Here is a 26,644-nt window from a genome sequence, read left to right as displayed (position 1 = left end):
TATTGATCATGGAATGGTGACCTAAATGGACAGGCGATCAGAACCCGACATCCCTGAAATTCGTGGCAATGGTGCCCCCGGTTTGAAAAAACCGACGGACGAAGGGGCGCGTGGCGAAGTGACCCTGCAAATCGGCGGGATGACTTGTTCATCCTGTACCGGTCGGATTGAAAAGGCATTGGGCAAGCTGCCCGGTGTATCGTCCGAGGTGAACCTTGCGCTGAATTCTGCCCATGTCACCTTTGATCGTGATCAGACATCAGTTAGCAAACTGGCCGATACCATCCGTTCTGCGGGCTATTCTGTTGCCGATGAAAGCCGGTCTTTTGATATTGATGGCATGACCTGCGCCAATTGCGCGCTTCGCGTCGAAAAGGCATTGAGCAAACTGCCCGGCGTTACGGAAGCCAGTGTCAATTTCGCACTGGAGCGGGCCGATATTCATACCTTACCGGGACAGGTTTGTGACGCCGATGTCATCGCGGCTGTTGAAAAGGCCGGTTATCACGCTGTTTCACGAGGCAAATCCGGTCAGGAAAACGGGCAGGATCCCGCAGACCAAAAGAATTCCGACAAGTCGCTTTGGTGGCTGGCGGCTTCGATTGTCCTGACCGCGCCGCTGGTGGCCCAGATGATCTGGATGTATCTGGGGGTCGATTTTCATTTGAGCCCTTGGGTCGAACTGGCGCTGGCGACCCCGGTGCAGTTCCTGATCGGTTGGCGGTTCTATCGCGGCGCCTGGATGGCGTTGCGTAACGCCAGTGCCAATATGGACGTGCTGGTCGCAATTGGCACGTCGGCCGCCTATTTCCTGAGCCTTTATAACATGATTGTGGCTGATCATGACGGGCAGACGCATCTTTATTTCGAGGCATCCGCCGCGATCATCACCCTGATCCTTGCCGGTAAAATCATGGAAGAACGCGCCAAACGCGGTGCGTCGGCGGCTATTCGTGAACTGATGGCGCTACGTCCGCGCCGTGCGCGTAAACTTGACGAAACCAAAGGCGAAATTGAAATCGATATCGCCCAGCTTGTTATCGGTGACACCGTCAGGGTTTTGCCAGGTGAACGTGTTCCCGTTGATGGCAAGGTTTCAGCAGGTGAAAGTGAGCTTGATGAAAGCCTGATCACCGGAGAAACACGCCCGGTCGCGCGTGTGGCAGGGGATATGGTCGTTGGTGGTGCGGTCAATGGTACCGGGCGGCTTGATGTCGAAGTCACCGCAATCGGCGAAGATACAACACTGTCGCGGATCATTCGGCTGGTTGAACATGCCCAGACCGGAAAGGCACCGGTTCAGAAACTGGTCGATAAAGTTTCCGGGATTTTTGTGCCCGTGGTCGTCTTGATTGCCATGGTTACCTTTGGCGGATGGCTTTTATTCGGTGCCACGATGGAAGCATCGATTGTGGCCGCTGTTTCGGTTCTTGTTATTGCCTGCCCCTGTGCATTGGGGCTTGCGACACCAACCGCACTGGTGGCGGGCACGGGGGCCGCGGCGAAAAGCGGTATCCTGATCCGGAACTTCGATGCGCTGGAACAGGCACACAATGTTGATACCGTCATTTTTGATAAAACCGGTACCCTGACCGAAGGCAAGTCAACAGTTCGAGACATCAAACCCGCAGAGGGCACAGATGAAGCCGAACTGCTGCGTATGGTTGCCGCCGTGCAGGCCGCAAGCGAACATCCGCTGGCGCGTGCAATCGTCAATGCCGCACGCAAACAGGAAATTAAAATTCCTGACATCACTGATTTTAGCAGCAAAACCGGTGCCGGTGTTCAGGCAAAGGTTGAAGACCTCAATGTCGTTATAGGCAATGAGGCAATGCTTGCCGATCTTGGTATTGGATTGCCAGATGGTGATCTTGGCAGCCAGATTGCCGATTACGAAGGGCGCGGCCAGACCGTCATTCTGGTTGCGATTGACGGCAGGTTCGCCGGGTTCATCACGCTGGAAGATCGGATTCGTGTGTCGGCAAAGCAGGCGATAGCCGATCTGAAAGCGCGTGGGATCAACAGCATCATGTTGTCTGGAGACGGTGAAGATGTTGCTTCCTATGTTGCAGAGCAGCTTGGTCTTGAAGAAGGCCGCGGTCGTATCCGGCCGCAGGACAAGGCGCGCGAGGTCGAAAAACTGCGCAAGGCTGGCCGTCATGTTGCCATGGTCGGCGATGGTATCAATGATGCGCCAGCCTTGGCGGCGGCGGATGTCGGTATTGCGATGGGGGGCGGTACCGATGTGGCCATGGAGACGGCGGGCATTACCCTGATGCGGTCTGACCCGGCACTTGTCGAGGGGGCAATTGATGTGTCGATCGCAACACGGCGCAAGATCGCCCAAAACCTGTTCTGGGCGTTTGGTTATAACGTGATCGGCGTGCCGTTGGCGGCGTTCGGTATCCTGAGCCCCGCGATTGCGGGGGCTGCGATGGCGTTGAGTTCGGTTTCGGTCGTCAGCAACTCGCTGTTGCTGCGCGGTTGGAAAGTCCGCGGAGAAAAACCATGAATATTTCCGATGCATCCCGCGACAGCGGTCTTCCGGCGAAAACCATCCGTTATTACGAGGATATCGGACTGGTAAAGCCCGGTCGGCTTGAAAACGGCTACCGGGACTACAGCGACGATGACTTGCACAAATTGCGCTTTTTGCAGCGTTCCCGGGGGCTTGGCTTTTCGGTAGAGGATTGCCGGGTGTTACTGTCGCTCTACGAGGATCGAAACCGTGCTTCGGCAGATGTGAAGCAGATTGCCAAAACACATCTGATCGAAATCGAACGCAAGATCGCAGAACTGCAAAGTCTGCAAAAGACCTTGTCGCATCTGGTTGACGAATGCCAAGGCGATCATCGTCCTCATTGTCCTATCATCAACGATCTCGCGGGATAGCCTGCTTAAATCTGAAGAAGGAAGACATTCGTTGAAGAAGAAAACGATTTTTGCCCTCGGCGGAGCTGTGGCCGTGTCCGCAATCGTGGTGATTGCTGTTGTCTTTTCAGGTGCCTACCCTAAAAAAGATGCGGCGCAGGTTCGCTTGCAACCCGATAATTTGCAACTGGTTGCAATGGGCAAGAAAATCTATGACGCCAATTGTGCGTCCTGCCACGGTCGTGATTTTAAAGGGGAAGCAAACTGGCGCGAACGACGCGACGATGGTTTGCTGCCTGCACCTCCTCATGATGAAACCGGCCATACCTGGCATCACCCGGATGATTTGCTGTTTGCATTGACCAAATATGGTCCGGCGAAAATGATCGGTGATGGTTATCAGTCTGCGATGCCCGGCTTTGAAAAAGTTCTGACGGATGAGGAAATCATAGCATCCCTGTCCTATATCAAAAGCCGCTGGCCCAAAGAAATCCAGATGCGTCACGATCAGATGAACAAGTCGGCCGACCAATAAAGCACAAGGCCTGGCAATGTTCTGCCGGGCCTTCATGTTTTTACGACATAAAACCTAAACGCGGGGCAGGGTGATTCGTACTGTTGTGCCCTTGCCAAGGTCGCTTTCGATGCTTAGTCGTCCACCGTGCAATTCAACCAAAAGCTTGGCCAGCGGCAAACCAAGTCCCGTTCCGGCACTTTCCTTGACCCCTGATGGGTGCAATTGGGAGAACCGGGCAAGCGCACGTGGAATGTCGTTCGGACTCATGCCGACACCATTATCTTGAATGGCAAAACAGATTTCGTCGTCCAAGACCGTCAATGTTACGGAAATCTCTCCCTTGTCGGGGGTGAACTTGGCGGCGTTGCTGAGGATATTTATCAGGATTTGCTTCAGCTTCAGGCGATCACATGGCATCACCAATGGTTTTTGCGGCAAATTTAGGATCAGTTTGTGATGCCGTTTTTTGATGTCGTCGCTGACTAGTTTTGTTGCTTCCTGCGTTACAGAAACAATATCGTCTTCTGCCAGTTGCAAAGCCATCGAGCCATTCGAAAGCTTCGAGACATCAAGAACATTGTTCACGAGTTCAAGCAGATGCGTTCCAGCCTCGTACACGTCGCGAGCGCAGTCACGATAGCTGTCGGAAATATCGCCCAGCACGCCTTCGGCGATCAATTCGGAATTGCCGATAATCGCATTAAGCGGGGTGCGCAGTTCATGCCCCATATTGGCAATGAAGTCGGATTTTGATGCATTGGCGTCCGAGCGTTCGCGATTCTGTTCCATCAAGGTGCGCTCGGCCTGTTGCTGCCTGTCATTTTCAAGCAGTGTCATCAGGACAGCTGTGCGTGTTTCGTTTTCGCGGAAATATTCCAGCGGGGCGATGGACAGATCGCACATGTGGCTTTCATCGCTGGCATTGACCAGCACGATATCGCCGCGCCATGTCCGACCGGATGCAAAGACATCATCAATGTCATTGAGAAGTCCGGCAGACAGAAAGCCCGCCTTGCGCCCTATCATTCGGTCGCGGGCAACACCGATCAGGTTCGCCATGGCGTCATTGCACTGCAAAACCTTGCCGCTACGCTCGCAGATGACGGCGGCATAGGGCAGTGCGTTCAGAACGACTTGATCTGCCAATGGCGCGGTTTCCGCGTCAATCGGGGAGTCTGTGGTCATGTCGGCCCCTGGTCCCATCGTTATCCAGCAATCAATCGTTTAAAAACGGTCGATACCCAGTCCAAGAAGCGAGATATCGGGTTTGCGTCCGTCAATGAGATCGGCAACAGCCTTTCCAGAACCACAACTCATCGTCCACCCCAAAGTCCCGTGCCCCGTATTAAGATACAGATTATCATATTTGGTATCACTAATAACAGGGGCAGAATCAGGTGTTACAGGACGAAGTCCCGACCAGAACTCGATTGTTGAACGATCACCGGAATTTGGAAACAATTCGAATGCCTTGTCGGCAATCATTTTTTGGCGTCGTTCCGACATTCTAAGATTATAGCCGTCCAGTTCCGCCGTTCCCGCGACGCGGAGCCGGTTTCCAAGCCGCGAATAGACCATCTTCACACTGTCATCAATCAGGGCCACCCGGGGGGCGCCGTTATGGCCAGTGGTATCGATGCTGATCGAATATCCCTTGCACGGGTAAACCGGCAAATGGATGCCAAGCGGCTTTAACAGAAGCGGGCTGTAACTGCCCAGACACATCAGATAACGATCACCGGAAATATCGCCCTGATCGGTGCTGACGGCGGCAATGCGGCCCTGATCCTGTTTAAGTCCGGTGATGGTGGTGCCGAGCCTGAAGATGGCACCGCGTGCACGGCAGCGGTCTGCCAGAAGTTCGGTAAATTTTCGCGCATCCCCGCTTTCATCATCGGGGGTAAAGCTGCCGCCGATGATTTTGGCATTGCTGTCGCGCAAGGCTGGTTCGATTTCAAGGCATTCGGTGGCACTGACCATGCGACGGTTCAGGCCAAATTCCTGCATCTGGCGGGTTGCCTTTTCGACCGTTGCCAGTTCGTCTTCGTTTCGACAGACGTGAAGAATACCCTGTTCGAGATGGTCATATTCAAGGCCAAGGCTGCTGCGCAGGTCTTTTAGGCAGGCGCGGCTGTATGTCGCAACGCGCAGTGCCTTTTCAAGGTTCACGCGTGCCCGTTTATCGGTGCAGTTGCGCAGGAACCGGAGGCCCCATGAAAACAGTTGCGGATCCCAGCGCATCCGGAACAACAGCGGCGCTTCTTCGCGGCCAAGCCATTTCAGTATCTGCGCGGGGGTATGTTCATTTGCCCACGGAGTGGCATGGCAGGCGGAAATCTGGCCACCATTGGCAAAGCTGGTTTCCTGACCTGCGGCGTGCTGTCGGTCAATGACCGTAACCTGATGGCCGTTTTCCAAAAGATACCAGGCCGCCGTCGTCCCAATGACGCCAGCGCCCATCACGACAACATGCATACAGGAAAAGCCTCGTTACGGATCGTTAAGTACGCGTTAGTCTCTGACTCGCGATTGCGTTTGCAATATACTGATCGGGAAAACAAATAGCTACCGGTGTCTGTTCGTTTTCCGGGTACCGAATGTGACAGGTGAAAATGTTCGAAGTCCTCACCACTGAACAGATGTACGAAGCCGACCGCAAAACCATTGAAGCTGGCACATCTGGCGACGTTTTGATGGAAAATGCCGGTGCGTCTGTTGTTGCCGAAATCGTGTCGCGGTGGACGACGCGTGCCGCAACGGTGTTATGCGGGCCGGGGAACAATGGCGGCGATGGCTTTGTTATTGCCCGCCTTTTACGCAATGCCGGGTGGTCGGTACGGTTGGGGCTGCTTGGCGATGTTGAAAAGCTGACCGGGGATGCCGCCCTGAATGCGGGACGCTGGGAAGGGGCGGTCGAGCGGCTTTCGCCTGCATTGCTGGTCGGGGCCGATCTGGTGGTTGATTGTCTGTTTGGCGCGGGGCTTGCGCGGCCAATTGAGGGTGATCTTGCCAGTCTGGTGCAGGCTGTAAACGATTCCGGCGTGCCGGTTGTTGCGGTTGATGTGCCAAGCGGGGTTGATGGCAATTCCGGCGAAGTTCGCGGTATTTCCGTCAAGGCGAACGTCACCGTGACATTCGGCCGTCCGAAACCGGGGCACTATCTTTTGCCCGGTCGCATTCTGTGCGGTCAGGTGATTGTGCGTGACATCGGTATCGCCGATCAGACGATCCGCGATATCCGTCCGATGCTTGTATGTAATGAGCCCGGTGTGTGGCGGGCGGGCATCAACTGGCCAGGTGTGGATGGGCATAAATATCATCGGGGGCATTTGCTGGTGATTGGCGGGGCGACCATGACAGGGGCAGGCCGGCTGGTGGCAAGGGCTGCGCGCCGTGCCGGGGCAGGGTTGCTTACAGTTGTGGCAGAACCCGCAAGCCTTTCGGTTTATGCCGCGGATAGCCCCGGCATCATGACGGCACCGATTGCGACCCTTGATGACCTGTTAAAGGATTGTCGTCACAACGCGTTGGTGATCGGGCCGGGATTCGGCGTTGGGGATGAAACATGCAGCCGGATCATTACGTTGCTGCATTATTGTCGGTGCACGGTTCTGGATGCCGATGCGCTGACCAGTTTCGCCGAACAGCCCAGCACGCTGTTTTTTGCCATTCAGGGGCCAACGGTGTTAACGCCGCATGAAGGCGAATTTGCCCGTCTGTTTCCTGATATCGAAGGCGACAAGCTAAGCCGGGCGCGGGCCGCAGCCAAGCGAAGCGGTGCGACCGTCCTGATCAAGGGGGCGGATACGGTTGTTGCCGCCCCAGATGGCCGGGCGGCAATCAACACGATCGATGCGCCGTGGCTGGCAACAGCCGGATCGGGGGATGTACTGGCCGGGATTATCGGCGGGTTGATGGCACAGGGGATGGAAATGTTTGATGCTGCCTGCATGGGGGCGTGGCTTCATGCGCGTGCCGGGGGGGATATTGGTCCCGGTCTGATTGCCGAGGATATTCCGCATCATCTGCCGGTTCTGCTGGGGCAGCTTTGGCGTGCCGTGCCCAAGTGATGTCTGGATGAGGCGCTAGTTCTATCGCAAATCGGCTGCGTTCGGACCCCTGAAGCCGATGTTTGATGGGCGAAAATGCTTTTTCTGGCAGTTTTTTGAACCTTCCAACAATCTTGTGAAACGCAGAAAACCGGCCCGTTTCAAATTAATTTTCCACCTGAATGCATCTGTCTAAAAGGCGATGCTTGCATGACATGATCGAAGTTTGTATTAAGGCGCACCCACACCGGTACTTCCGGTGTGTTTGGTATGCTTGTGTGCGGGCGTGGCGGAACTGGTAGACGCGCTGGATTTAGGTTCCAGTGGAGCAATCCGTGGGGGTTCGAGTCCCTTCGCCCGTACCATAAGCTGACCATAAATTAAGACCAGGATGCATATTCGTTTAGTCATATTGACTTTCTGAGGTCCGGACTGCGTCGCGTAACGGACATTATTCGAACCAAGCAAAAGAGTTATCTATGCAGGTTACTGAAACCAAAAACGAAGGCCTGGCGCGCGAGTTCAAAGTCGTTGTGCCCGCCGCTCAGATCGAAGAAAAAGTCGTCGCCAAACTCGACGAGATCAAAGACCAGGTTCGCCTGCCGGGCTTCCGTCCGGGCAAGATTCCGGCGAAACTGCTGCGCCAGCGCTATGGCCAGGCTGTCATGGGCGAAGTTCTCGAAGCCGCTGTAAACGAAAACACCGGCAAGGTTCTTAACGACAATGACCTGCGTCCGGCCGTTCAGCCGAAAATCGAAGTGACCTCGTTTGACGAAGGCAAGGACCTTGAGTTCGCCATTGCTGTCGAAGTCATTCCGGCCATCGAACCGATGGACTTCAAAAAGCTGAAGCTGACCCGCGAAGTCGTTGAACTTGACGATGTGAAAGTCAACGAAACGCTTGACCGTATTGCAGCAGCGCAGGGCACCACCGAGCCGCTCGCACGCAAGCGCAAGTCGAAAGCCGGTGACGTTGTCGTCATCGATTTCCTTGGCAAAATAGGCGGCGAAGCTTTTGAAGGCGGTAAAGCCGAAGATTACGAACTTGAACTTGGTTCGGGTTCGTTCATCGAAGGTTTCGAAGACCAGCTTACCGGCGTTAATGCCGGTGACGAAGTTGTCGTCAAAGTGAAATTCCCGGAAGCCTATGGTGCGGCTGAACTTGCCGGCAAAGATGCCGAGTTCGACGTAACCGTCAAGGAAATCAAGGAAAAGAAACCGGCTGCTCTTGACGATGAACTCGCCAAGAAACTCGGTCAGGAAAGCTTTGACGCCCTCAAAGACGCCATCCGCAAGGATTTCGGTCGCGAGTACGAATCGGTTGCCCGTCAGAAACTGAAACGCCAGCTGCTTGATGCATTGGCCGAAAACCACAGCTTCGAACTGCCGACCAGTCTGGTTGAGAACGAGCTGGAAGGCATCATTGCCCAGATCAAACAGGCACGTGATGCGGGTCAGGAAGATGACGAGACCAAAGGCAAGTCCGAAGAAGAACTGACCGACGAGTTCCGCGAAATCGCAGAACGCCGTGTTCTTCTTGGTCTGCTTCTGGCAGAAGTCGGCCGTAAAAACGAAATCCAGGTTACCCAGGAAGACGTGAACAAGGTCCTTGTTGCCGAGGCCCAGAAATATCCGGGTCAGGAACAGCAGGTTATTGAATTCTACAAAAATAACCCGCAGGCCTTGCAGGCGCTTCAGGGCCCTGTATATGAAGACAAGGTCGTGGATTACATCGTCGAACTCGCCAAGGTAGAAGACAAGACCGTTTCGGTCGAAGACCTTCTGAAACCGGAAGAGGAAGACGAAGCTCCGAAGAAGAAATCGGCTGCCAAGAAGGCATCGGCTAAAAAAGACGCAGACAAAGAGGCTCCGGCCAAGAAATCTGCTGACAAGAAGCCAGCTGCCAAGAAAAAAGCCGATAAATCGGAAGAGAAGTAATCCGTCCGACATACCGGTTTAGGATGCAGCAAGGAGATTGCAGTCGATGATTGAAGCACAGATGAACTCGCTCGTGCCGATGGTGGTTGAACAGACCAGCCGTGGTGAACGGGCCTATGACATCTTTTCCCGTCTTCTCAAGGAGCGGATCGTCTTCATCAACGGCCAGGTCCATGACGGCATGTCGTCACTGATCTGCGCGCAGTTGCTACATCTCGAATCGGAAAACCCGGACAAGGATATCTCGCTTTATATCAACTCCCCGGGCGGGGTTGTGACGTCGGGTCTGGCGATCTATGACACCATGCAATACATCCGTTGCGATGTTTCCACGGTGTGCATGGGGCAGGCGGCTTCCATGGGGTCGCTGTTGCTGATGGCCGGTGCAAAGGGCAAGCGTTACTGCCTGCCAAATGCGCGCGTCATGATTCACCAGCCGTCCGGCGGGTTCCAGGGGCAGGCATCGGATATCGAAATCCATGCCCGCGAAATTCTGGCATTGCGTCAGCGTCTTAACGAGATTTATGTCGAACATACCGGCCGTGATCTCAAGACGATTGAAGACGCGATGGAGCGTGATAACTTCCTTACCCCGGATCAGGCCAAGGAATTCGGCCTGATTGACGAGGTGGTAACGTCGCGTCCGAAGCCGGAGTCTGATGCGAAAAAAGATTGATCGTTGCATAACGATCCGATGAAAACGCCCCGGTGTTTTGCCGGGGCGTTTTTTTTATGGCTTGCGCACATTCATCCTCTGGTCATAGACAGGACGTATAAGTAGGTTCTGTGACATTGTTTGGAACATGCGAAATTCCATAACGTTCAGGTGATAATGAACAGGGGTTTCGCATCCTTGGGTGCGCTCCCATATCAAACATGTGGCCATATGGCCGATAAGCGCAGATTAAACGTTGAGATCGGTATCGTTTACCGGCTAACATGGCGATAAAAGATAACGTCAAACGTAATTGGGGTTTGTATGAGCAAATCGAATAGCGGGGACTCCAAGAACACTCTGTATTGTTCTTTCTGTGGAAAGAGCCAGCACGAGGTTCGCAAGCTCATCGCCGGTCCAACCGTATTCATCTGTGATGAATGCGTAGAGCTTTGCATGGACATCATCCGCGAAGAGCACAAAACCCATCTCGTCAAATCGGCTGACGGGGTGCCTTCTCCGCAAGAGATTTGCAAGGTTCTTGACGATTATGTGATCGGTCAGGGCCATGCGAAGAAAGTTCTCTCTGTCGCGGTTCACAACCACTACAAACGCCTGCATCATGCCAGCAAGAACGAGGATATCGAACTTGCCAAGTCGAACATCATGCTGGTCGGTCCGACCGGTTGTGGTAAGACGCTTCTGGCGCAGACGCTTGCGCGCATCCTTGATGTGCCTTTCACCATGGCTGATGCCACGACCCTTACCGAAGCAGGTTATGTCGGTGAGGACGTCGAGAATATCATTCTCAAGCTGCTTCAGGCGGCTGACTACAATGTCGAGCGTGCACAGCGTGGCATCGTCTATATCGACGAGGTCGACAAGATTTCACGCAAGTCCGACAACCCGTCGATCACGCGTGACGTGTCGGGCGAGGGTGTGCAGCAGGCCCTTCTGAAGATCATGGAAGGTACGGTTGCATCGGTTCCGCCGCAGGGCGGCCGTAAACACCCGCAGCAGGAATTCCTGCAGGTCGACACTACCAATATCCTGTTCATCGTGGGCGGTGCCTTCGCTGGTCTGGATAAGGTGATTTCGCAGCGTGGCAAGGGCAGTGCGATCGGGTTTGGTGCGGATGTCCGCAGCCCCGAAGACCGTCGTACCGGCGAAGTCCTGCGCGAAGTCGAGCCCGAGGATCTGTTGAAATTCGGCCTTATTCCGGAATTCATCGGTCGTCTGCCGGTTCTGGCAACGCTTGAAGACCTCGACGAGGATGCGCTGGTCAAGATTCTGACCGAGCCGAAAAACGCGCTTATCAAGCAGTATCAGCGTCTGTTCGATATGGAAGACGTGAAACTGACCTTCCAGCCTGATGCGCTGGTGGGAATCGCCAAAAAGGCGATCGAGCGTAAAACCGGTGCGCGTGGCCTGCGGTCAATCATGGAAGGTATCCTGCTTGATACCATGTTTGATCTGCCGACCCTTGAAAGCGTCGAGGAAATCGTGATCAACCGTGATGTCGTCGAAGGAAAGGCAAAACCGTTGCTGATCCATGCCGAACGACGTGAAGGTGTCGAACACAGTGCCTGATTTCTGATCCCGCACCGGCATCCTATTGCGGTGCGGGGATTTCAGATTATCTTTTGAATGTTCGCGTTACTGGCGGGGCCTATGGCAGGACCCCAGCAACGTTTTGGCTCAGAATAGGGAATAGAACATAATGGTTGAATTGGCGCGTGGCGAAATTTACCCGGTACTGCCGTTGCGCGACATCGTAGTGTTCCCGCACATGATTGTTCCGCTGTTTGTCGGACGTGAAAAATCAGTGCGCGCACTTGAAGATGTGATGCGCGAAGACAAGCAGATTCTGCTTGTTACCCAGAAAGACGCGGGTCTTGATGATCCGTCGGTCAAGGATCTGTACGAAATCGGTACTGTCGCAACCGTGTTGCAGCTTCTGAAGCTGCCGGACGGGACGGTCAAAGTGCTTGTCGAAGGTGGCAAGCGTGCAGAGATTTCCGGTTTCGTCGACAATCCTGAATTTTTCCAGGCTTATGCCGCTGTTCGTGAGGAAGCGGATGAGGACGATAGCGAGCTTGAAGCGCTTGCGCGTTCCGTCGTGACCCAGTTCGAACAGTATATCAAGCTGAACAAGAAGATACCGCCAGAAGTTCTGGTATCGGTTAATCAGATCGAAGAGCCTGCGAAGCTTGCCGATACGGTGGCGTCGCATCTGTCGCTCAAGATTTCCGAGAAACAGGAACTTCTGGAAACCACCCTTGTCGGGGATCGTCTGGAACGCATTTTCGGTTTCATGGAATCGGAAATCGGCGTCTTGCAGGTCGAGAAAAAAATCCGCAACCGCGTCAAGCGCCAGATGGAAAAAACCCAGCGCGAGTACTATCTGAACGAGCAGCTTAAAGCCATTCAGAAGGAACTGGGCGAGGGCGAAGATGGCAAGGATGAAGCTTCTGAAATCGAAGAGAAGCTGAACAAGGCCAAGATGCCTAAGGAAGCCAAGGAAAAAGCCCAGGCCGAGCTTAAGAAACTGCGCAATATGAGCCCGATGTCCGCCGAGGCCACCGTGGTGCGCAACTATCTTGACTGGATGGTGTCTATTCCGTGGAACAAACGTTCGCGGGTTTCGCTTGATCTGAAAAAGGCCAAGAAGGTGCTCGACAAGGAGCATTACGGTCTTGAAAAGGTCAAGGAACACATCCTTGAATATCTTGCCGTTCAGGCGCGCGTCAAAAAAGTCAAAGGCCCGATTCTGTGCCTTGTCGGTCCTCCGGGCGTTGGTAAAACCTCGCTTGGGAAATCGATTGCGAATGCGACCGGTCGTACGTTTGTGCGCATGTCGCTTGGCGGGGTGCGTGACGAGTCTGAAATTCGCGGTCATCGCCGGACCTATATCGGTTCCATGCCAGGAAAAATCATCCAGGGCATGAAAAAGGCGAAATATTCCAACCCGCTTTTCCTTCTCGACGAGATTGAAAAAATGGGTTCGGATTTCCGCGGTGATCCGGCTTCGGCGTTGCTTGAAGTTCTTGATCCGGAACAGAATTCGACCTTTAACGACCACTATCTTGAGGTCGATTACGATCTTTCGGATGTGATGTTCGTTACGACCGCCAACAGCCTGCGCATGCAGCAGCCGTTGCTCGACCGTATGGAGATCATCCGGATTTCGGGTTACACCGAAGATGAAAAGGTTGAAATCGCCAAGCGCCACCTGATCCCGAAACAGGTCAAGGAAAGCGGCCTGAGAAAAGGCGAGTGGAGCATTTCGGACGACGCATTGCGGGATCTGATCCGGTACTACACCCGAGAGGCCGGTGTGCGTAGCCTTGAGCGCGAGCTGGCAAAGCTTGCCCGTAAGGCGACCAAGCGCATCATGCTTGAGAACCTGAAAACCGTTCGCGTAACGCCGCGCACGCTTGGCAAATATGCCGGGATTCGCAAGTTCCGTTATGGCGAAACTGAAGGCGAAGATCAGGTCGGTGTTGTTACCGGTCTGGCCTATACCGAATTCGGCGGCGATCTGTTGCAGATTGAATCGGTCACCGTGCCGGGCAAGGGCAACATGAAAACCACCGGCAAGCTCGGTGAAGTCATGACAGAATCGATTCAGGCGGCAACCTCGTTTGTCCGGTCGCGCGCCACCCAGTTCGGGATCAAGCCGACCCTGTTCCAGAAACGTGACATTCACGTTCACGTTCCGGAAGGGGCGACACCAAAAGACGGTCCGTCGGCTGGTGTTGGCATGGTGACGTCGGTGGTTTCGGTTCTGACGGGCAATCCGGTTCGCCGGGATGTCGCGATGACGGGCGAAATCACGCTTCGCGGTCGTGTGCTTGCGATTGGTGGTTTGAAAGAAAAGCTTCTTGCGGCATTGCGCGGCGGTGTCAAAACCGTCCTGATCCCGCAGGAAAATGAAAAGGACCTGGAAGACATTCCGGACAACGTCAAACGTGGCATGGAAATCATTCCGGTTTCCCATGTTGACGAGGTTCTCAGCCATGCGCTGGTCAATCCGCTGGTTCCCATCGAGTGGGAAGAAGAAGTGGATGACGTCGCTGTCAAAACCAAGGACGGCGAAGAATCGGAAGTCGGTGGTGTTACCACGCACTGATTGACGTCAAAAAGGTCTGAATTCAAGGGGGGATGGCGCTGTCATTCCCCCTTTTCTGTGGATAACTTTGGCCCAGAATCGGCAATGATCCACAGCCGTGTTGCTGTAAAGGCGAAAAAAATCAAAAAAACGTTCGAAACCGCAGAAAACTGCGACTGTCGCATTGACGGGATGTTGGCTACCTGCTTACACTGCCGATGCAACAGGTTTGGGGCAAACCAAATTTCCTCATAACTCCGAACGTCCAAATAAGGGGGCCAGGAAGTGAATAAAAACGATCTCGTTGGAAGTGTAGCTGCTAAAGCCGATCTGTCCAAAGCAGACGCTGCTAAAGCCGTTGACGCTGTTTTCGATTCCATTACCGAATCTCTCAAAGGCGGTGACGAAGTTCGTCTCGTCGGTTTCGGTACCTTCGCTGTCGCTGCTCGCGCTGCTTCAAAAGGTCGCAACCCGCGCACCGGTGAAGAAATCGACATTCCGGCATCGAAACAGCCTAAATTCAAGGCTGGCAAGGGTCTTAAGGACGCCGTCAACTAAGTTTGACGATGTTCTGAAAAAAAATGCCGGTGACGAGCGTCACCGGCATTGCTTTTTCAAAAAAGCATGTTATGTTCCGCCCGCTTCCGCAAAACGGAGCATCAAAATACGGGTGATTAGCTCAGCTGGTTAGAGCATCTCGTTTACACCGAGAGGGTCGGGAGTTCGAATCTCTCATCACCCACCATTCTTGCAAAAGTCGGTTTCGTGCCGGCTTTTTGCGTTTCTGTGCAATTCGATTTTCTTTTTGCGAATCAGCGTCCTATCGCAGTGCACCCCCGAATCCTTTTGAAGAATCGGAACGTGATGCAACGGTTGACGCCATTGCGCCTGACAGGCAAGCTTGATCAAGCTCCCTAAAGTCAGGATGACGCTGCGATGACCATGATTTCCAAAATCCCGTTTTCCGCGCTTGTAGCGTCGTTGCGCAGGGTTGCTGCCCATCGGGGCCAATTAATCGCTCGTGGGGCTCTGTTGGCGATTATAGCGCCCCTGATGCTGGTTAGCTGTTATCTTCCCGAAGCCTTCACCATCGATCTTAATGTCGAACAGAATGGCGATTACCGGTTCAGCTATCGCGGGCTTCTGGTTCAGCCGACAATTACCGAGGCCCTTCTGAACGAAGAAATTGATGCCGACGAGGAAGAGGAACGGGTTGCCAAGGTTCTGGCCGACCTGAAACGCGATTCCGGCGTCAAGCAGCTGACCTATCAGGGCAAGGGGATATTTAATATCGTCTATGAACGGCGCAGCAACATCATGCGCGATAAAAGCTTTGTGTTTGTCCGGCGCAATTCGCGAATCCTTGAAATGTTTTTCCGCGCAGATTCGAACACTGTTGAAATACGCGGCGGCTTTGTTCCCGATCAGTATGAAGAACGTCTGACCGCACTGGGCTACCAGATGACCGGCAAGATCGAATTGCGCACCACGGCCGGCATTCGCAGCCATAACGCCGCCGAGTTCATTGAGACAGGCGGGCAGAACAGGCTGCGCTGGGAAATCAGATCGATTACTGATCCGGTGCCGAATGTGATCATCGGATAGGGTTGCCGACTAGAGTATCGGGCAGAGTGGTCGGGCAGGGTGATCGGATCCGAAAGGTCGGAAATTTTCATCGCCTGGGATGCAGCGGCTACATTTTTCGATGGCCCTGTTTTCCTGATAGAAATCGATCATCGCACCTGCACACTACAATGGCTTTGTATCCTGCCTTTGTCATCGTTCTTAATTTTGTTCTTTATTTGTTCTTTTTTGTTGTGGTAAAGGTATTTTATCAACTTGATAATTGCGCCTGAAACGCGGGCGAGAGGGGCGGAATTTTCTGATTTCAGGCTTCTGAATAATTTCCCAGACAATTCCGGCATGACGCCGTCACAGGATATTTGCAGTGCAAACGGAACGGACGGCGCATGTGTTGTTCCAAAAGGAAAGAGGGCCATGATCACGAATGTCGATGACGAAGGGCCGTGATGCCGTCAGGGCAATGGCCGAGGCGCGGGGCTGGCGGGGTGTTTGTTGAACCCGCGTTCCGAACCCGGCGGGCATGAAGATTTCATGCAGCGGTATATTGGACTGTCATGTGAGCGGAGGAAGATAAAGTCACGGCGCGATGCCAGCCGTTATTCAAGGCATCCGAAACAGGGGCCGCAAGCCCGAAAATGGCAAAAGTCATTACGGAAGTAGTTTGTCAAATTCGCAAAATGAAAGACAAAAAAAGGGACGACAAGCTGCCGTCCCGTTTCGGGGGAAATCTGGCTCGCGGTTCAGGCCGGATGCCGGAGGTCAGTAGACCATTTCGTCCTCGCCACCCCCTTCGGTGATGACGATCTGACCCTGTGCGGCGAGTTCCTTGGCGAGCTGGACGATCATCATCTGGGATTCTTCGACATCCGACAGGCGGACGGGGCCCAGTGCATCCATGTCTTCGCGCATCATCTTGCCGGCACGTTCGGACATGTTTTTGAAGAACAGGTCGCGCATCGCATCGGTCGAGCCTTTGAGGGCCAGTGCGAGTTTGTCTTTTTCGACCTGACGCAGCAGCGTCTGAACGCCGTTGTTGTCGAGACGGGCCAGGTCTTCGAAGGTGAACATGAGCGCCTTGATCTTTTCCGCAGAGTCGCGGTTGCGTTCCTCGAGGGCGGTGAGGAAGCGATCCTGGCTTTGGCGATCCAGGCTGTTGAAGATATCGGCCATCAGTTCGTGGTTGTCGCCGCGCGAGCCGCGCGCAAGGTTCGACATGAATTCTGTGCGCAGGGTTTTCTCGATATTGTCGAGGACCTCTTTCTGGACGGCCTCCATGCGCAGCATACGCATGATGACCTCCATCGAGAAGTTTTCCGGCAATAGCGACAAAACGGCCGCAGAGTGAGACGATTTCAGTTTCGAGAGCACCACGCCAACGGTCTGGGGATATTCGTTTTTCAGATAGTTGGCGAGAACGGCTTCGTTCACGTTGTTGAGCTTGTCCCACATGGTGCGGCCGGCGGGGCCGCGAATCTCTTCCATGATGCCGTTGACACGGTCTTCGGGCAGGACTTTGGACAGCAGGCGTTCGGTCGTATCGAAAGACCCGACAAGCGAACCGGTCGAGGAAAGCTGATCGGCGAATTCGACAAACAGACGTTCAACGATATTGGAGCTGATGGTGCCAAGGCCCGACATGGTTTGGGAAATCTCTTTGATTTCCTCGTCATCCATCATGCTGAACATTTTGGTGGCGTGTTCTTCACCAAGTGCCAACATCAGAATCGCGGCTTTTTCCGGCCCGGCCAGCGACCTGTATTCTTCTTTAACGCGCCCCACTGGTGGTCTTCTCCGTCACTGCGTTTATTCGTCTGGTTTGTGCGCTTGCGCGAACATGCCTGTCTTCAGGCTCCTGTCCCTACGGCAAAGAATATATTCTATTTATCAACAATTCTATAAAACCCGTGCACAGGATGCAAAGGTAACCGGCGAAACCATGCATGGAAGTGATTGGAAAAACGATATTTGTCGAAAATCCGGGGGCTGTGACATGTTTCACAGGGTGATGATCTCTGGCGCAATTGACGAGATGGTTGAAAACGCTGGTATCAGCTTGACTTGGCATAGGTGCTGGTCTAACAAAGGCGCGCCAATAGCTGGTCATTTGGGGGCGTAGCTCAGTTGGTTAGAGCGCCGGCCTGTCACGCCGGAGGCCGCGGGTTCAAGTCCCGTCGCTCCCGCCATGATCACCTATCTGTTGTCTTTCGTCGGGCGTTTCGTCCTTTCCGCGATCGCTTTTTCCTGCGCAGCCGATGTTGCTTTGCAGGAAAGGGACTTGATCATGGCGTTGCGCGGTCCGATATCGGAGAGCAGGGAATGGCAAAAAGATTAGGAAGTTTCCGGCCTTAGGCGGTGTTAAAACCGCTTACGGGGCTGGAACTTGTGCGGTGCATACGTTATGGTGCGCCGGTATAGGCCGGGTGGGGACCTGGTCGGGTCAAAAGAGGCCTGTTCTTGAGAGGTCAGAGAGATGCAAGAGCTTCTTTCGGAATATCTTCCGATCCTGATTTTCATCGGGATCGCCGTCGGTCTCTCGGCGGTTATCGTCATCGCGTCGCTGGTTCTGGCCAAGCAGGCTCCTGATGTTGAAAAGCTGTCCGCATACGAATGCGGATTTGCGCCGTTTGAGGACGCGCGCATCAAGTTTGACGTCAGGTTCTATCTGGTCGCCATCTTGTTCATCATTTTCGATCTCGAAGTTGCGTTCCTGTTCCCGTGGGCTGTGACCCTTGGTGACATTGGCACCTTCGGTTTCTTTTCTATGGTGATTTTCCTGGCTGTGCTGACGGTCGGATTTGTCTATGAATGGAAGAAGGGAGCTTTGGAATGGGAGTGAGCACCAATACAGGCGCACCCCTGGCACCCGGTCAGGATCAGGATACCCTGCTTAAAGGCGTGTTCGACGAGATGAATGACAAGGGCTTTGTCCTTGCCAATCTCGACAAGCTGGCAAGCTGGGCGAGCACCGGTTCGCTGTGGCCGATGACGTTCGGTCTGGCCTGCTGTGCTGTGGAAATGATGCATGCCGCCGCATCGCGTTACGACCTTGACCGTTATGGTCTTGTGTTCCGTCCGAGCCCGCGTCAGTCCGACGTGATGATCGTTGCCGGGACGCTAACCAACAAAATGGCCCCCGCATTGCGCAAGGTTTACGACCAGATGGCCGAGCCGCGCTGGGTGATTTCGATGGGTTCGTGCGCGAATGGTGGTGGGTATTATCACTATTCCTATTCGGTGGTGCGCGGTTGTGATCGCGTTGTGCCGGTGGACGTATATGTTCCCGGGTGCCCGCCGACAGCCGAAGCGCTGATTTACGGCGTGATGCAGTTGCAAAAGAAAATCCGCCGTACCGGTGTCCTGACACGCTGATCCTTATAGGGGGCTTGCATGAGCGAAGTGCTCAGCGATAACAGCGCCGCGCTGAAAGATCTTAAAGATCTAGTGGTGTCCCAGTTTGCCGACAAGGTTCTGGAAACCCAGTACCGTTATGGCGAACTGACCATCGCGGTCAAACGCGATGCTATTCTTAAAGTTCTGACATTCCTTCGCGATGATGCGGGCTGTCTGTTCAAGCAGCTTGTTGACATTTGCGGGGTTGATTATCCCGAACGCGCCCAGCGTTTCGACGTCGTGTATCATCTGCTGTCGCTCAAGCATAACCTGCGTGTGCGCGTCAAGGTCAGCACCGACGAAGAAACCCCGGTGCCAAGTGCCGTTTCCGTTTACAGCGCCGCCAACTGGTTCGAGCGCGAAACGTGGGATCTGTTCGGCATTTTCTTTGATAATCACCCGGACCCGCGCCGTATCCTGACGGATTACGGTTTCGAAGGTCATCCGCTTCGCAAGGATTTCCCGCTGACCGGTTATGTCGAGGTTCGCTATGACGACGAGCAGAAGCGCGTTGTCTACGAGCCGGTGAAACTGGTTCAGGATTTCCGTAACTTTGATTTCGAAAGCCCGTGGGAAGGCATCCAGCATGTTCTCCCCGGCGATGAAAAGGCGGAGGGCAAGGCCTGATGTCGGAACAGAAAATCAAAAACATGACCATGAACTTCGGCCCGCAGCACCCTGCGGCGCACGGCGTTCTGCGTCTGGTTCTTGAAATGGACGGCGAGGTTATCGAACGCGCCGATCCGCATATCGGCCTTCTGCACCGCGGTACGGAAAAGCTGATCGAATATAAAACCTATATTCAGGCGACGCCGTATTTCGACCGTCTCGACTATGTCGCGCCGATGAACCAGGAACATGCCTATTGCCTGGCCATCGAGAAGCTGATGGGTGTCGAGGTGCCGAAACGCGCCCAGTATATCCGCGTCCTGTACGCGGAAATGGGTCGTATCCTGAACCATCTTCTGAACCTGACCGCCTTTGCGCTTGACGTTGGTGCGATGACCCCGCTGCTGTGGGGCTTCGAGGAACGTGAAAAGCTCATGGAATTCTATGAGCGTGCGTGCGGTGCCCGTCTTCATGCCAACTATTTCCGTCCGGGCGGCGTTGCTGCCGATCTTCCGGCAGGGTTGCTGGCCGATATTGATGCCTGGTGCGATCAGTTCCCGAAATTCGTCAAGGATTTCGACCGTATCCTGACCGGCAACCGTATCTTCAAGCAGCGTACGGTTGATATCGGGATCGTTTCGCCCGAAGAGGCGCTTGACTGGGGCTTTACCGGGCCGAACATCCGCGCATCGGGGATGGCGTGGGATCTGCGGAAATCGCAGCCCTATGATTCGTACGAAGATTTCGATTTCGATATTCCCATCGGCAAAAACGGCGACTGCTATGATCGCTTCCTGGTGCGTTTCGAAGAAATGAACCAGTCGCTTCGGATCATGAAGCAGGCCATTAAAGAAATGCCTGATGGTGCTGTTATCGTTGAAAATAACAAAGTGGCGCCGCCGTCGCGTTCAGAAATGAAACGCTCGATGGAAGCCCTGATCCATCACTTCAAACTCTTTACCGAAGGGTTCCACGTTCCGGCGGGCGAATGCTATGCCGCGGTCGAGGCCCCGAAGGGCGAGTTTGGCGTGTATCTCATTTCGGATGGCTCGAACCGTCCGTATCGCTGCAAAATTCGCGCACCCGGGTTCCCGCACCTTCAGGGCATCGACTTCATGTCCAAAGGCCACATGCTGGCCGACGTCGTTGCCAATATCGGGTCGCTTGATATCGTGTTCGGTGAGATTGACCGATGAGCCATTTGAGAAGACCAGCTCCGAGAGAGCTTCAGCCTGTCAGCTTTGCGTTTTCCCCGGAAAACATGGAGCGGGCAAAAAAGATTATCGCCAAGTATCCGGAAGGCCGCCAGCAGAGCGCGGTCATGCCGCTGCTTGATCTGGCACAACGTCAGACCGATGGTAACTGGGTTCCGACTGTTGCAATGGATTACATTGCCGACATGCTCGAAATGCCGGCCATTCGCGTCTATGAGGTGGCGACCTTCTATACGATGTATAACCTTGCCCCGGTGGGCAAGAATTTCATCCAGGTCTGCACCACGACGCCGTGCTGGTTGCGCGGTTCGGCCGATGTTGTCGATACCTGCAAGAAAGAACTGGGCATCGGAATCGGTGAGACTACCGAAGACGGCCAGTTTACCCTGATCGAGGTTGAATGCCTTGGCGCGTGCGTTAACGCACCGATGATGCAGATTAACGACGATTATTACGAAGACCTGACTGCCGATAGCACCAAGTCGATCCTTGATGCCCTGAAAAAGGGTGAAAAGCCGAAAGCCGGTCCGCAGATCGGTCGTCGCGGCTGCGAGCCGATTGGTGGACCCAAGGTTCTGAAGGCATTCTGTGGCTGCGGCGCTGCCGATCAGTCTGCTGATGCAAGCGAAGGGGAGGCCTGAGATGTTGCAGGATAAGGATCGTATCTTTACCAACCTGTACGGTTTTCAGGACTTCGGTCTTAAGGCGGCACAGGCACGTGGCAACTGGGACGGCACCAAGGCCCTGATTGAAAAAGGGCGCGACTGGATCATCAACGAGATGAAGGCATCCGGTCTGCGTGGTCGCGGGGGCGCAGGCTTCCCGACCGGCCTGAAATGGTCGTTCATGCCCAAGGAATCCGATGGTCGTCCGAGTTACCTTGTGGTCAATGCCGACGAGGGCGAGCCTGGTACCTGCAAAGACCGTGAGATCATGCGCAATGATCCGCACACCCTGATTGAAGGCTGTCTTCTGGCCAGCTTCGCGATGAATGCCCATGCCGGATATATCTATATCCGTGGGGAATTCTATCACGAGGCATCGAACCTTCAGCGTGCAATCGACGAAGCCTATGAAGCCGGTCTGCTTGGCAAGAATGCCTGCGGTTCGGGCTGGGATTATGACCTTTATCTGCATCTTGGTGCAGGGGCGTATATCTGTGGCGAGGAAACCGCGCTGATCGAAAGCCTTGAGGGCAAGAAAGGCCAGCCGCGTCTGAAGCCGCCGTTCCCGGCCAATGCCGGTCTGTATGGCTGCCCGACGACGGTGAACAATGTCGAATCGATTGCCGTGGTGCCGGAAATCCTGCGCCGTGGCGGTTCATGGTTCACCAGCTTTGGCCGTGAAAACAACCACGGCACCAAGCTGTTTGCGATTTCCGGCCATGTCGAAAAGCCGTGCACGGTCGAAGAAGCCATGAGCATTCCGCTGCGTGAGCTGATCGAAAAGCATTGTGGCGGCGTTCGTGGCGGCTGGGACAATCTTTTGGCGGTCATTCCGGGCGGTTCGTCGGTTCCGCTGATGACCAAAGACATTTGCGACGATGTGCTGATGGATTTCGATGCCCTGCGTGAAGTGGGATCGGGCCTTGGTACGGCAGCGGTGATCGTGATGGATAAGTCCACCGACATCGTTTACGCCATCGCGCGTCTGTCGGAATTCTATCAGCATGAAAGCTGTGGCCAGTGTACGCCGTGCCGTGAAGGCACGGGCTGGATGGCGCGCATCATGGCGCGCATGGTCCGGGGACAGGCCACGCTTGATGAAATTGATCTGTTGTGGGATGTGACCAAACAGGTCGAAGGCCACACCATTTGTGCGCTTGGCGATGCAGCTGCATGGCCGATCCAGGGTCTGATCCGTCGCTTCCGTCCCGAAATGGAACGGCGGATCAAGGAATATCGCGCACGGATCGCGGCCTGAGAGGGGCCTGTTGAGAGGGATTGAGACATGCCGAAACTGACAGTTGACGGTATTGAAGTTGAAGTAGAAGCCGGGGCGACAGTCCTTCAGGCCTGTGAAGAGGCCGGGAAGGAGATTCCGCGTTTCTGCTATCACGAGCGCCTGTCAATCGCCGGCAACTGCCGTATGTGTCTGGTTGAAATGGAACGCGCACCCAAGCCGGTCGCGTCCTGTGCCATGCCTGCGGCAGATGGAATGGTGATCAAGACGGATTCCGATCTGGTCAAGAAAGCCCGCAATGGCGTGATGGAATTCCTGCTTATCAACCATCCGCTGGATTGCCCGATCTGTGACCAGGGCGGTGAATGTGACCTTCAGGACCAGGCGATGGCCTATGGTTTTGACGCGTCGCGTTATGCCGAGAAAAAGCGTGCGGTGAAGGACAAGGAACTGGGTCCGATCGTCAAAACGATCATGACCCGTTGCATTCATTGCACCCGTTGCGTCCGTTTTTCTGAGGAAGTCGCAGGTGTCGGCACCATGGGTGCGGTTTACCGCGGCGAGGATACCGAGGTCGGACCGTATATCGAAGCATCGATCAATTCCGAACTTTCGGGGAACCTGGTCGATCTTTGCCCGGTTGGTGCGCTGACATCCAAACCCTATGCGTTTACCGCGCGTCCGTGGGAATTGAAAAAAACCGACAGCATCGACGTTATGGATGCGGTTGGATCGAACATCCGTATCGATTCCCGCAGTGCCGAAGTCATGCGCGTTCTGCCGCGTACCAATGACGATGTGAACGAGGAATGGATTTCGGACAAAACCCGTTACGCGATTGACGGTCTGAAACGCCAGCGTCTGGATCGTCCGTATGTGCGTGTTGATGGCAAGCTGAAAGCCGCCAGCTGGGACGAGGCGTTTGCCGCGATCAAGGCAAAGGTTTCCGGGCTTGATGGCAAGAAGATTGCCGCAATCGCCGGTGATACGGTCGATTGTGAATCGATGACTGCGTTAAAGGATCTGATGGGTACCCTTGGGTCGCCGAACCTTGATTGCCGTCAGGACGGATCGAAAATTGGCGGTCCGCGTGCGTCCTATATCTTTAACACCACGATTTCGGGCATTGATGATGCCGATGCCTGCCTGATCGTTGGTGCGAATATCCGTGCCGAAGCGCCGATCATCAATTCGCGTCTGCGCAAGCGCTGGCGTGCGACGGCCGGTGATTTCAAAGTTGGCATCATTGGCGAAAGCTGGGACCCGACCTACAAGCACGACTATCTTGGTGCCGGTGCGGAAACGCTTTCTGCGGTGCTGGATGGCAAAAACGATTTCGCCAAGGTGCTGAAAGCCGCCGAAAAGCCGATGATCATCGTTGGCATGGGCGCGCTTAACCGTGAGGACAGCGATGCGGTTCTGGCGACCGTCCGGGCGATTGCCGAAAAATACGGCATGGTTTCGGGCGAATGGAACGGTTTCAACGTTCTGCACACCGCCGCATCGCGCGTCGGTGGCCTTGATCTGGGCTTTGTCCCGGGCGAGGGCGGTCTTGCGACCAATGACATCCTTGATGCCGCGGCAAAAGGCGATGTCGAGGTTGTTTACCTTCTGGGTGCCGATGAAATCGACATGTCGAAACTTGAGAAGGCCTTTGTGGTCTATCAGGGGGCGATGGGCGATGCCGGTGCGCAGGCTGCCGACGTGATCCTGCCCGGTGCTGCCTATACCGAAAAGAACGGTACCTACGTCAATACCGAAGGCCGCGCCCAGCAGGGCTGGCGCGCTGTTTTCCCGGTTGGCGAGGCCAAGGAAGACTGGGCGATTGTCCGTGCGCTTTCAGGCGCACTTGGTCAGGCCCTGCCGTATGACAACATTGATGCCGTGCGTTCGCGCATGGTTGAACTCAGCGCGACTTTCGCCTCGCTGAATGCTGTCACCAAGGCAGAGTGGACCGATTTCGGCAAGGCAGGCGATATGAAGTCTGATGGCTTTATCTCGCCGATTCGCAATTTCTATATGACCGACCCGATCAGCCGTGCATCGGTGACGATGGCCAAATGTACAGAGGCCTTTGTCAAGGATGCGGCTGCCGAGAAGGTTGCCTGAGTTTGGGGGGCGGCGATGACATCGTCGCCCGTCCCGCAAGGGGGTGTCCCAATTCAGGGACGAAACGCAAAAGATACGGTTTGACCGATGGAACTTCTTTGGGACGGATATATTGAACCGCTGGTCTGGATCGTCGCCAAGATTTTGGCGATTGTTGTCCCGCTGCTGGTTGCTGTCGCCTATCTGACCTATGCCGAGCGCAAGGTCATCGGTGCGATGCAGTTGCGCAAAGGCCCGAACGTTGTGGGGCCGTTTGGTCTTCTGCAACCGCTGGCCGATGGTCTGAAACTGTTTCTGAAAGAAACGATTGTTCCGACCAGTGCCAACAAGGGCGTGTTTATCATTGCCCCGATGCTGACCTTCATTCTGGCGATCATTGCCTGGGCGGTTATCCCGTTCGACGAGGGCATGGTTCTGGCGGATCTGAATGTCGGCATTCTGTACCTGTTCGCGATTTCATCGCTGGGTGTTTACGGCATCGTGATGGCCGGTTGGGCGTCGAACTCGAAATACGCCTTCCTTGGTGCGCTGCGTTCCGGCGCCCAGATGGTTTCGTACGAGATTTCGATTGGCCTGATCATCATTTCGGTTCTGCTGACCACTGGGTCGCTGAACCTTAGCGATATCGTTCGCGGTCAGGTTGGCGGCATCTGGGAATGGAACTTCATCTATCACCTGCCGATGTTTGTGGTCTTCATCGTGTCGATCCTGGCCGAAACGAACCGTGCGCCGTTTGACCTTCCGGAAGCGGAAGCCGAACTGGTGTCGGGTTATAACGTCGATTATTCGGCAATGACCTTTGCGCTGTTCTTCCTGGGTGAATACGCGAACATGATTCTGATGAGCGGTCTTTGCGCTGTTCTGTTCCTGGGCGGCTGGACCGCGCCGCTGCCGGTGCTGGAATTCATCCCGGGGGCGATCTGGTTCATTCTGAAGATCTGCTTCGTTCTGTTCATTTTCCTCTGGGTGCGTGCGACATTCCCGCGTTACCGCTATGACCAGCTGATGCGTCTGGGTTGGAAAGTCTTCCTGCCGCTGTCATTTGCCTGGGTCATGCTGGTCGCCACGTTCCTGGTTGCTTTTGACAAGGTCCCGGCCTGATCGCCGCGCATCGGAGAGAGAGAGGTAAACGATGTCATTTATTGATCGGACGGCCCGGAGCTTCCTGCTGATGGAACTCGTTTCCGGTATGGCGCTCACCCTGAAATACATGTTCAAGCCGAAGGTGACGCTGAACTATCCCTATGAGAAGGGTCCGCTGAGCCCGCGTTTCCGTGGCGAGCATGCGCTGCGCCGTTATCCCAACGGGGAAGAGCGTTGCATTGCGTGCAAACTTTGCGAGGCGATCTGTCCCGCGCAGGCCATCACCATCGAGGTTGAGCCGCGCGATGACGGTTCGCGTCGTACGACGCGCTACGATATCGATATGACGAAATGCATCTATTGCGGTTTCTGCGAGGAAGCCTGTCCGGTGGATGCAATCGTTGAAGGTCCGAACTTCGAGTTCGCAACCGAAAACCGCGAGGAGCTTCTCTATGACAAGGATAAGCTTCTGGCAAATGGCGAGCGTTGGGAAGCCGAGCTTGCTGCACGATTGGAGGCAGACGCACCTTATCGGTAAGTGTCGCGTCTGATCGTATAAAGAGAGTTCATGGGCCGCTTTCTGCTGTTGGGGCAGGGCGGCTCGCCAAGGGGG

Annotated in this window: 22 protein-coding genes and 3 tRNA genes; 22 read left to right on the top strand and 3 right to left on the bottom strand. The window is 54.7% G+C overall.

Annotated features, from left to right (window positions below; all coding sequences use genetic code 11):
- Positions 1-25: 25 nt before the first annotated feature.
- From P8T57_RS20130 to P8T57_RS20120, 3 genes are read left to right on the top strand one after another with little or no spacing between them, the layout of a single operon-like run.
- Positions 26-2,512: a heavy metal translocating P-type ATPase gene (locus P8T57_RS20130; RefSeq protein ID WP_341364096.1), complete on the top strand. Its 2,487-nt coding sequence runs from the start codon at positions 26-28 to the stop codon at positions 2,510-2,512.
- Positions 2,509-2,892: a Cu(I)-responsive transcriptional regulator gene (gene cueR, locus P8T57_RS20125; protein ID WP_007089394.1), complete on the top strand. Its 384-nt coding sequence runs from the start codon at positions 2,509-2,511 to the stop codon at positions 2,890-2,892. The genes P8T57_RS20130 and cueR overlap by 4 nt, the downstream gene beginning before the upstream one ends.
- Positions 2,831-3,406: a cytochrome c gene (locus P8T57_RS20120; RefSeq protein WP_341364095.1), complete on the top strand. Its 576-nt coding sequence runs from the start codon at positions 2,831-2,833 to the stop codon at positions 3,404-3,406. Before cueR ends, P8T57_RS20120 begins: the two co-directional genes overlap by 62 nt.
- Positions 3,407-3,460: 54 nt before the next feature.
- On the opposite strand, the gene P8T57_RS20115 is transcribed toward P8T57_RS20120, so the two are convergent.
- Entirely contained in the window at positions 3,461-4,573 is a 1,113-nt protein-coding gene (locus P8T57_RS20115) for a PAS domain-containing sensor histidine kinase (RefSeq protein WP_037991336.1), read from the bottom strand.
- Between the two features lie 39 nt (positions 4,574-4,612).
- Complete coding sequence (locus P8T57_RS20110) at positions 4,613-5,863, bottom strand: D-amino acid dehydrogenase (protein ID WP_341364094.1); 1,251 nt, start codon at positions 5,861-5,863, stop codon at positions 4,613-4,615.
- Between the two features lie 137 nt (positions 5,864-6,000).
- On the opposite strand from P8T57_RS20110, the gene P8T57_RS20105 reads away from it, so the two are divergent.
- From P8T57_RS20105 to P8T57_RS20065, 9 genes are all read left to right on the top strand, one after another.
- Positions 6,001-7,458 (top strand): NAD(P)H-hydrate dehydratase, encoded by a 1,458-nt coding sequence (locus tag P8T57_RS20105; protein WP_341364093.1) that lies wholly within the window; start codon positions 6,001-6,003, stop codon positions 7,456-7,458.
- Positions 7,459-7,717: 259 nt separating this feature from the next.
- Positions 7,718-7,802, top strand: a tRNA-Leu gene (locus P8T57_RS20100).
- A gap of 114 nt (positions 7,803-7,916) precedes the next feature.
- On the top strand, positions 7,917-9,374 hold the full coding sequence (gene tig / locus P8T57_RS20095; protein WP_007089399.1) for a trigger factor: 1,458 nt from the start codon (positions 7,917-7,919) through the stop codon (positions 9,372-9,374).
- Between the two features lie 46 nt (positions 9,375-9,420).
- Positions 9,421-10,050: an ATP-dependent Clp endopeptidase proteolytic subunit ClpP gene (clpP, locus tag P8T57_RS20090; protein WP_007089400.1), complete on the top strand. Its 630-nt coding sequence runs from the start codon at positions 9,421-9,423 to the stop codon at positions 10,048-10,050.
- A gap of 303 nt (positions 10,051-10,353) precedes the next feature.
- The gene (gene clpX, locus P8T57_RS20085) at positions 10,354-11,619 is read left to right on the top strand and encodes an ATP-dependent Clp protease ATP-binding subunit ClpX (protein ID WP_007089401.1); all 1,266 of its coding nucleotides are present in this window, start codon (positions 10,354-10,356) and stop codon (positions 11,617-11,619) included.
- 130 nt (positions 11,620-11,749) lie between these two features.
- Entirely contained in the window at positions 11,750-14,161 is a 2,412-nt protein-coding gene (gene lon / locus P8T57_RS20080; protein WP_007089402.1) for an endopeptidase La, read from the top strand.
- 264 nt (positions 14,162-14,425) lie between these two features.
- Positions 14,426-14,698: an HU family DNA-binding protein gene (locus P8T57_RS20075; RefSeq protein ID WP_007089403.1), complete on the top strand. Its 273-nt coding sequence runs from the start codon at positions 14,426-14,428 to the stop codon at positions 14,696-14,698.
- 110 nt (positions 14,699-14,808) lie between these two features.
- Positions 14,809-14,885 (top strand) — tRNA-Val (locus P8T57_RS20070).
- 308 nt (positions 14,886-15,193) lie between these two features.
- Positions 15,194-15,745 (top strand): hypothetical protein, encoded by a 552-nt coding sequence (locus P8T57_RS20065; RefSeq protein WP_341364092.1) that lies wholly within the window; start codon positions 15,194-15,196, stop codon positions 15,743-15,745.
- A gap of 738 nt (positions 15,746-16,483) precedes the next feature.
- On the opposite strand, the gene fliG is transcribed toward P8T57_RS20065, so the two are convergent.
- The gene (gene fliG, locus P8T57_RS20060) at positions 16,484-17,503 is read right to left on the bottom strand and encodes a flagellar motor switch protein FliG (protein WP_063091910.1); all 1,020 of its coding nucleotides are present in this window, start codon (positions 17,501-17,503) and stop codon (positions 16,484-16,486) included.
- Positions 17,504-17,830: 327 nt separating this feature from the next.
- On the opposite strand from fliG, the gene P8T57_RS20055 reads away from it, so the two are divergent.
- From P8T57_RS20055 to nuoI, 10 genes are all read left to right on the top strand, one after another.
- Positions 17,831-17,907, top strand: a tRNA-Asp gene (locus tag P8T57_RS20055).
- A 287-nt stretch (positions 17,908-18,194) separates the two neighbouring features.
- Entirely contained in the window at positions 18,195-18,560 is a 366-nt protein-coding gene (locus P8T57_RS20050) for an NADH-quinone oxidoreductase subunit A (RefSeq protein WP_007089406.1), read from the top strand.
- Positions 18,551-19,093 carry an NADH-quinone oxidoreductase subunit B gene (locus P8T57_RS20045; RefSeq protein ID WP_007089407.1) on the top strand — a complete coding sequence of 181 codons (543 nt, stop codon included), beginning with the start codon at positions 18,551-18,553 and terminating at the stop codon, positions 19,091-19,093. Before P8T57_RS20050 ends, P8T57_RS20045 begins: the two co-directional genes overlap by 10 nt.
- Positions 19,094-19,111: 18 nt before the next feature.
- Positions 19,112-19,741 carry an NADH-quinone oxidoreductase subunit C gene (locus P8T57_RS20040; protein ID WP_007089408.1) on the top strand — a complete coding sequence of 210 codons (630 nt, stop codon included), beginning with the start codon at positions 19,112-19,114 and terminating at the stop codon, positions 19,739-19,741.
- The gene (locus P8T57_RS20035; protein WP_037991326.1) at positions 19,741-20,919 is read left to right on the top strand and encodes an NADH-quinone oxidoreductase subunit D; all 1,179 of its coding nucleotides are present in this window, start codon (positions 19,741-19,743) and stop codon (positions 20,917-20,919) included. Before P8T57_RS20040 ends, P8T57_RS20035 begins: the two co-directional genes overlap by 1 nt.
- The gene (gene nuoE / locus P8T57_RS20030; protein WP_052268365.1) at positions 20,916-21,578 is read left to right on the top strand and encodes an NADH-quinone oxidoreductase subunit NuoE; all 663 of its coding nucleotides are present in this window, start codon (positions 20,916-20,918) and stop codon (positions 21,576-21,578) included. The genes P8T57_RS20035 and nuoE overlap by 4 nt, the downstream gene beginning before the upstream one ends.
- A gap of 1 nt (position 21,579) precedes the next feature.
- Positions 21,580-22,860: an NADH-quinone oxidoreductase subunit NuoF gene (gene nuoF, locus P8T57_RS20025; RefSeq protein ID WP_007089411.1), complete on the top strand. Its 1,281-nt coding sequence runs from the start codon at positions 21,580-21,582 to the stop codon at positions 22,858-22,860.
- Between the two features lie 27 nt (positions 22,861-22,887).
- Positions 22,888-24,948, top strand: coding sequence for an NADH-quinone oxidoreductase subunit NuoG (gene nuoG / locus P8T57_RS20020; RefSeq protein WP_341364091.1), 2,061 nt, complete (start codon positions 22,888-22,890; stop codon positions 24,946-24,948).
- Positions 24,949-25,035: 87 nt separating this feature from the next.
- A complete protein-coding gene (gene nuoH / locus P8T57_RS20015; RefSeq protein ID WP_007089413.1) occupies positions 25,036-26,049 on the top strand; it encodes an NADH-quinone oxidoreductase subunit NuoH in 1,014 nt (337 codons plus the stop codon).
- Between the two features lie 31 nt (positions 26,050-26,080).
- Entirely contained in the window at positions 26,081-26,569 is a 489-nt protein-coding gene (nuoI, locus tag P8T57_RS20010; protein ID WP_341364090.1) for an NADH-quinone oxidoreductase subunit NuoI, read from the top strand.
- The last annotated feature ends 75 nt before the right edge of the window (positions 26,570-26,644 follow it).

The sequence above is a fragment of the Thalassospira sp. SN3W genome (genome assembly GCF_038070535.1).
Lineage (GTDB): Bacteria > Pseudomonadota > Alphaproteobacteria > Rhodospirillales > Thalassospiraceae > Thalassospira > Thalassospira xiamenensis.
The sequence above is the reverse complement of the archived record's forward strand: the minus strand, read 5'-3'. Positions and strand labels throughout refer to the sequence as shown.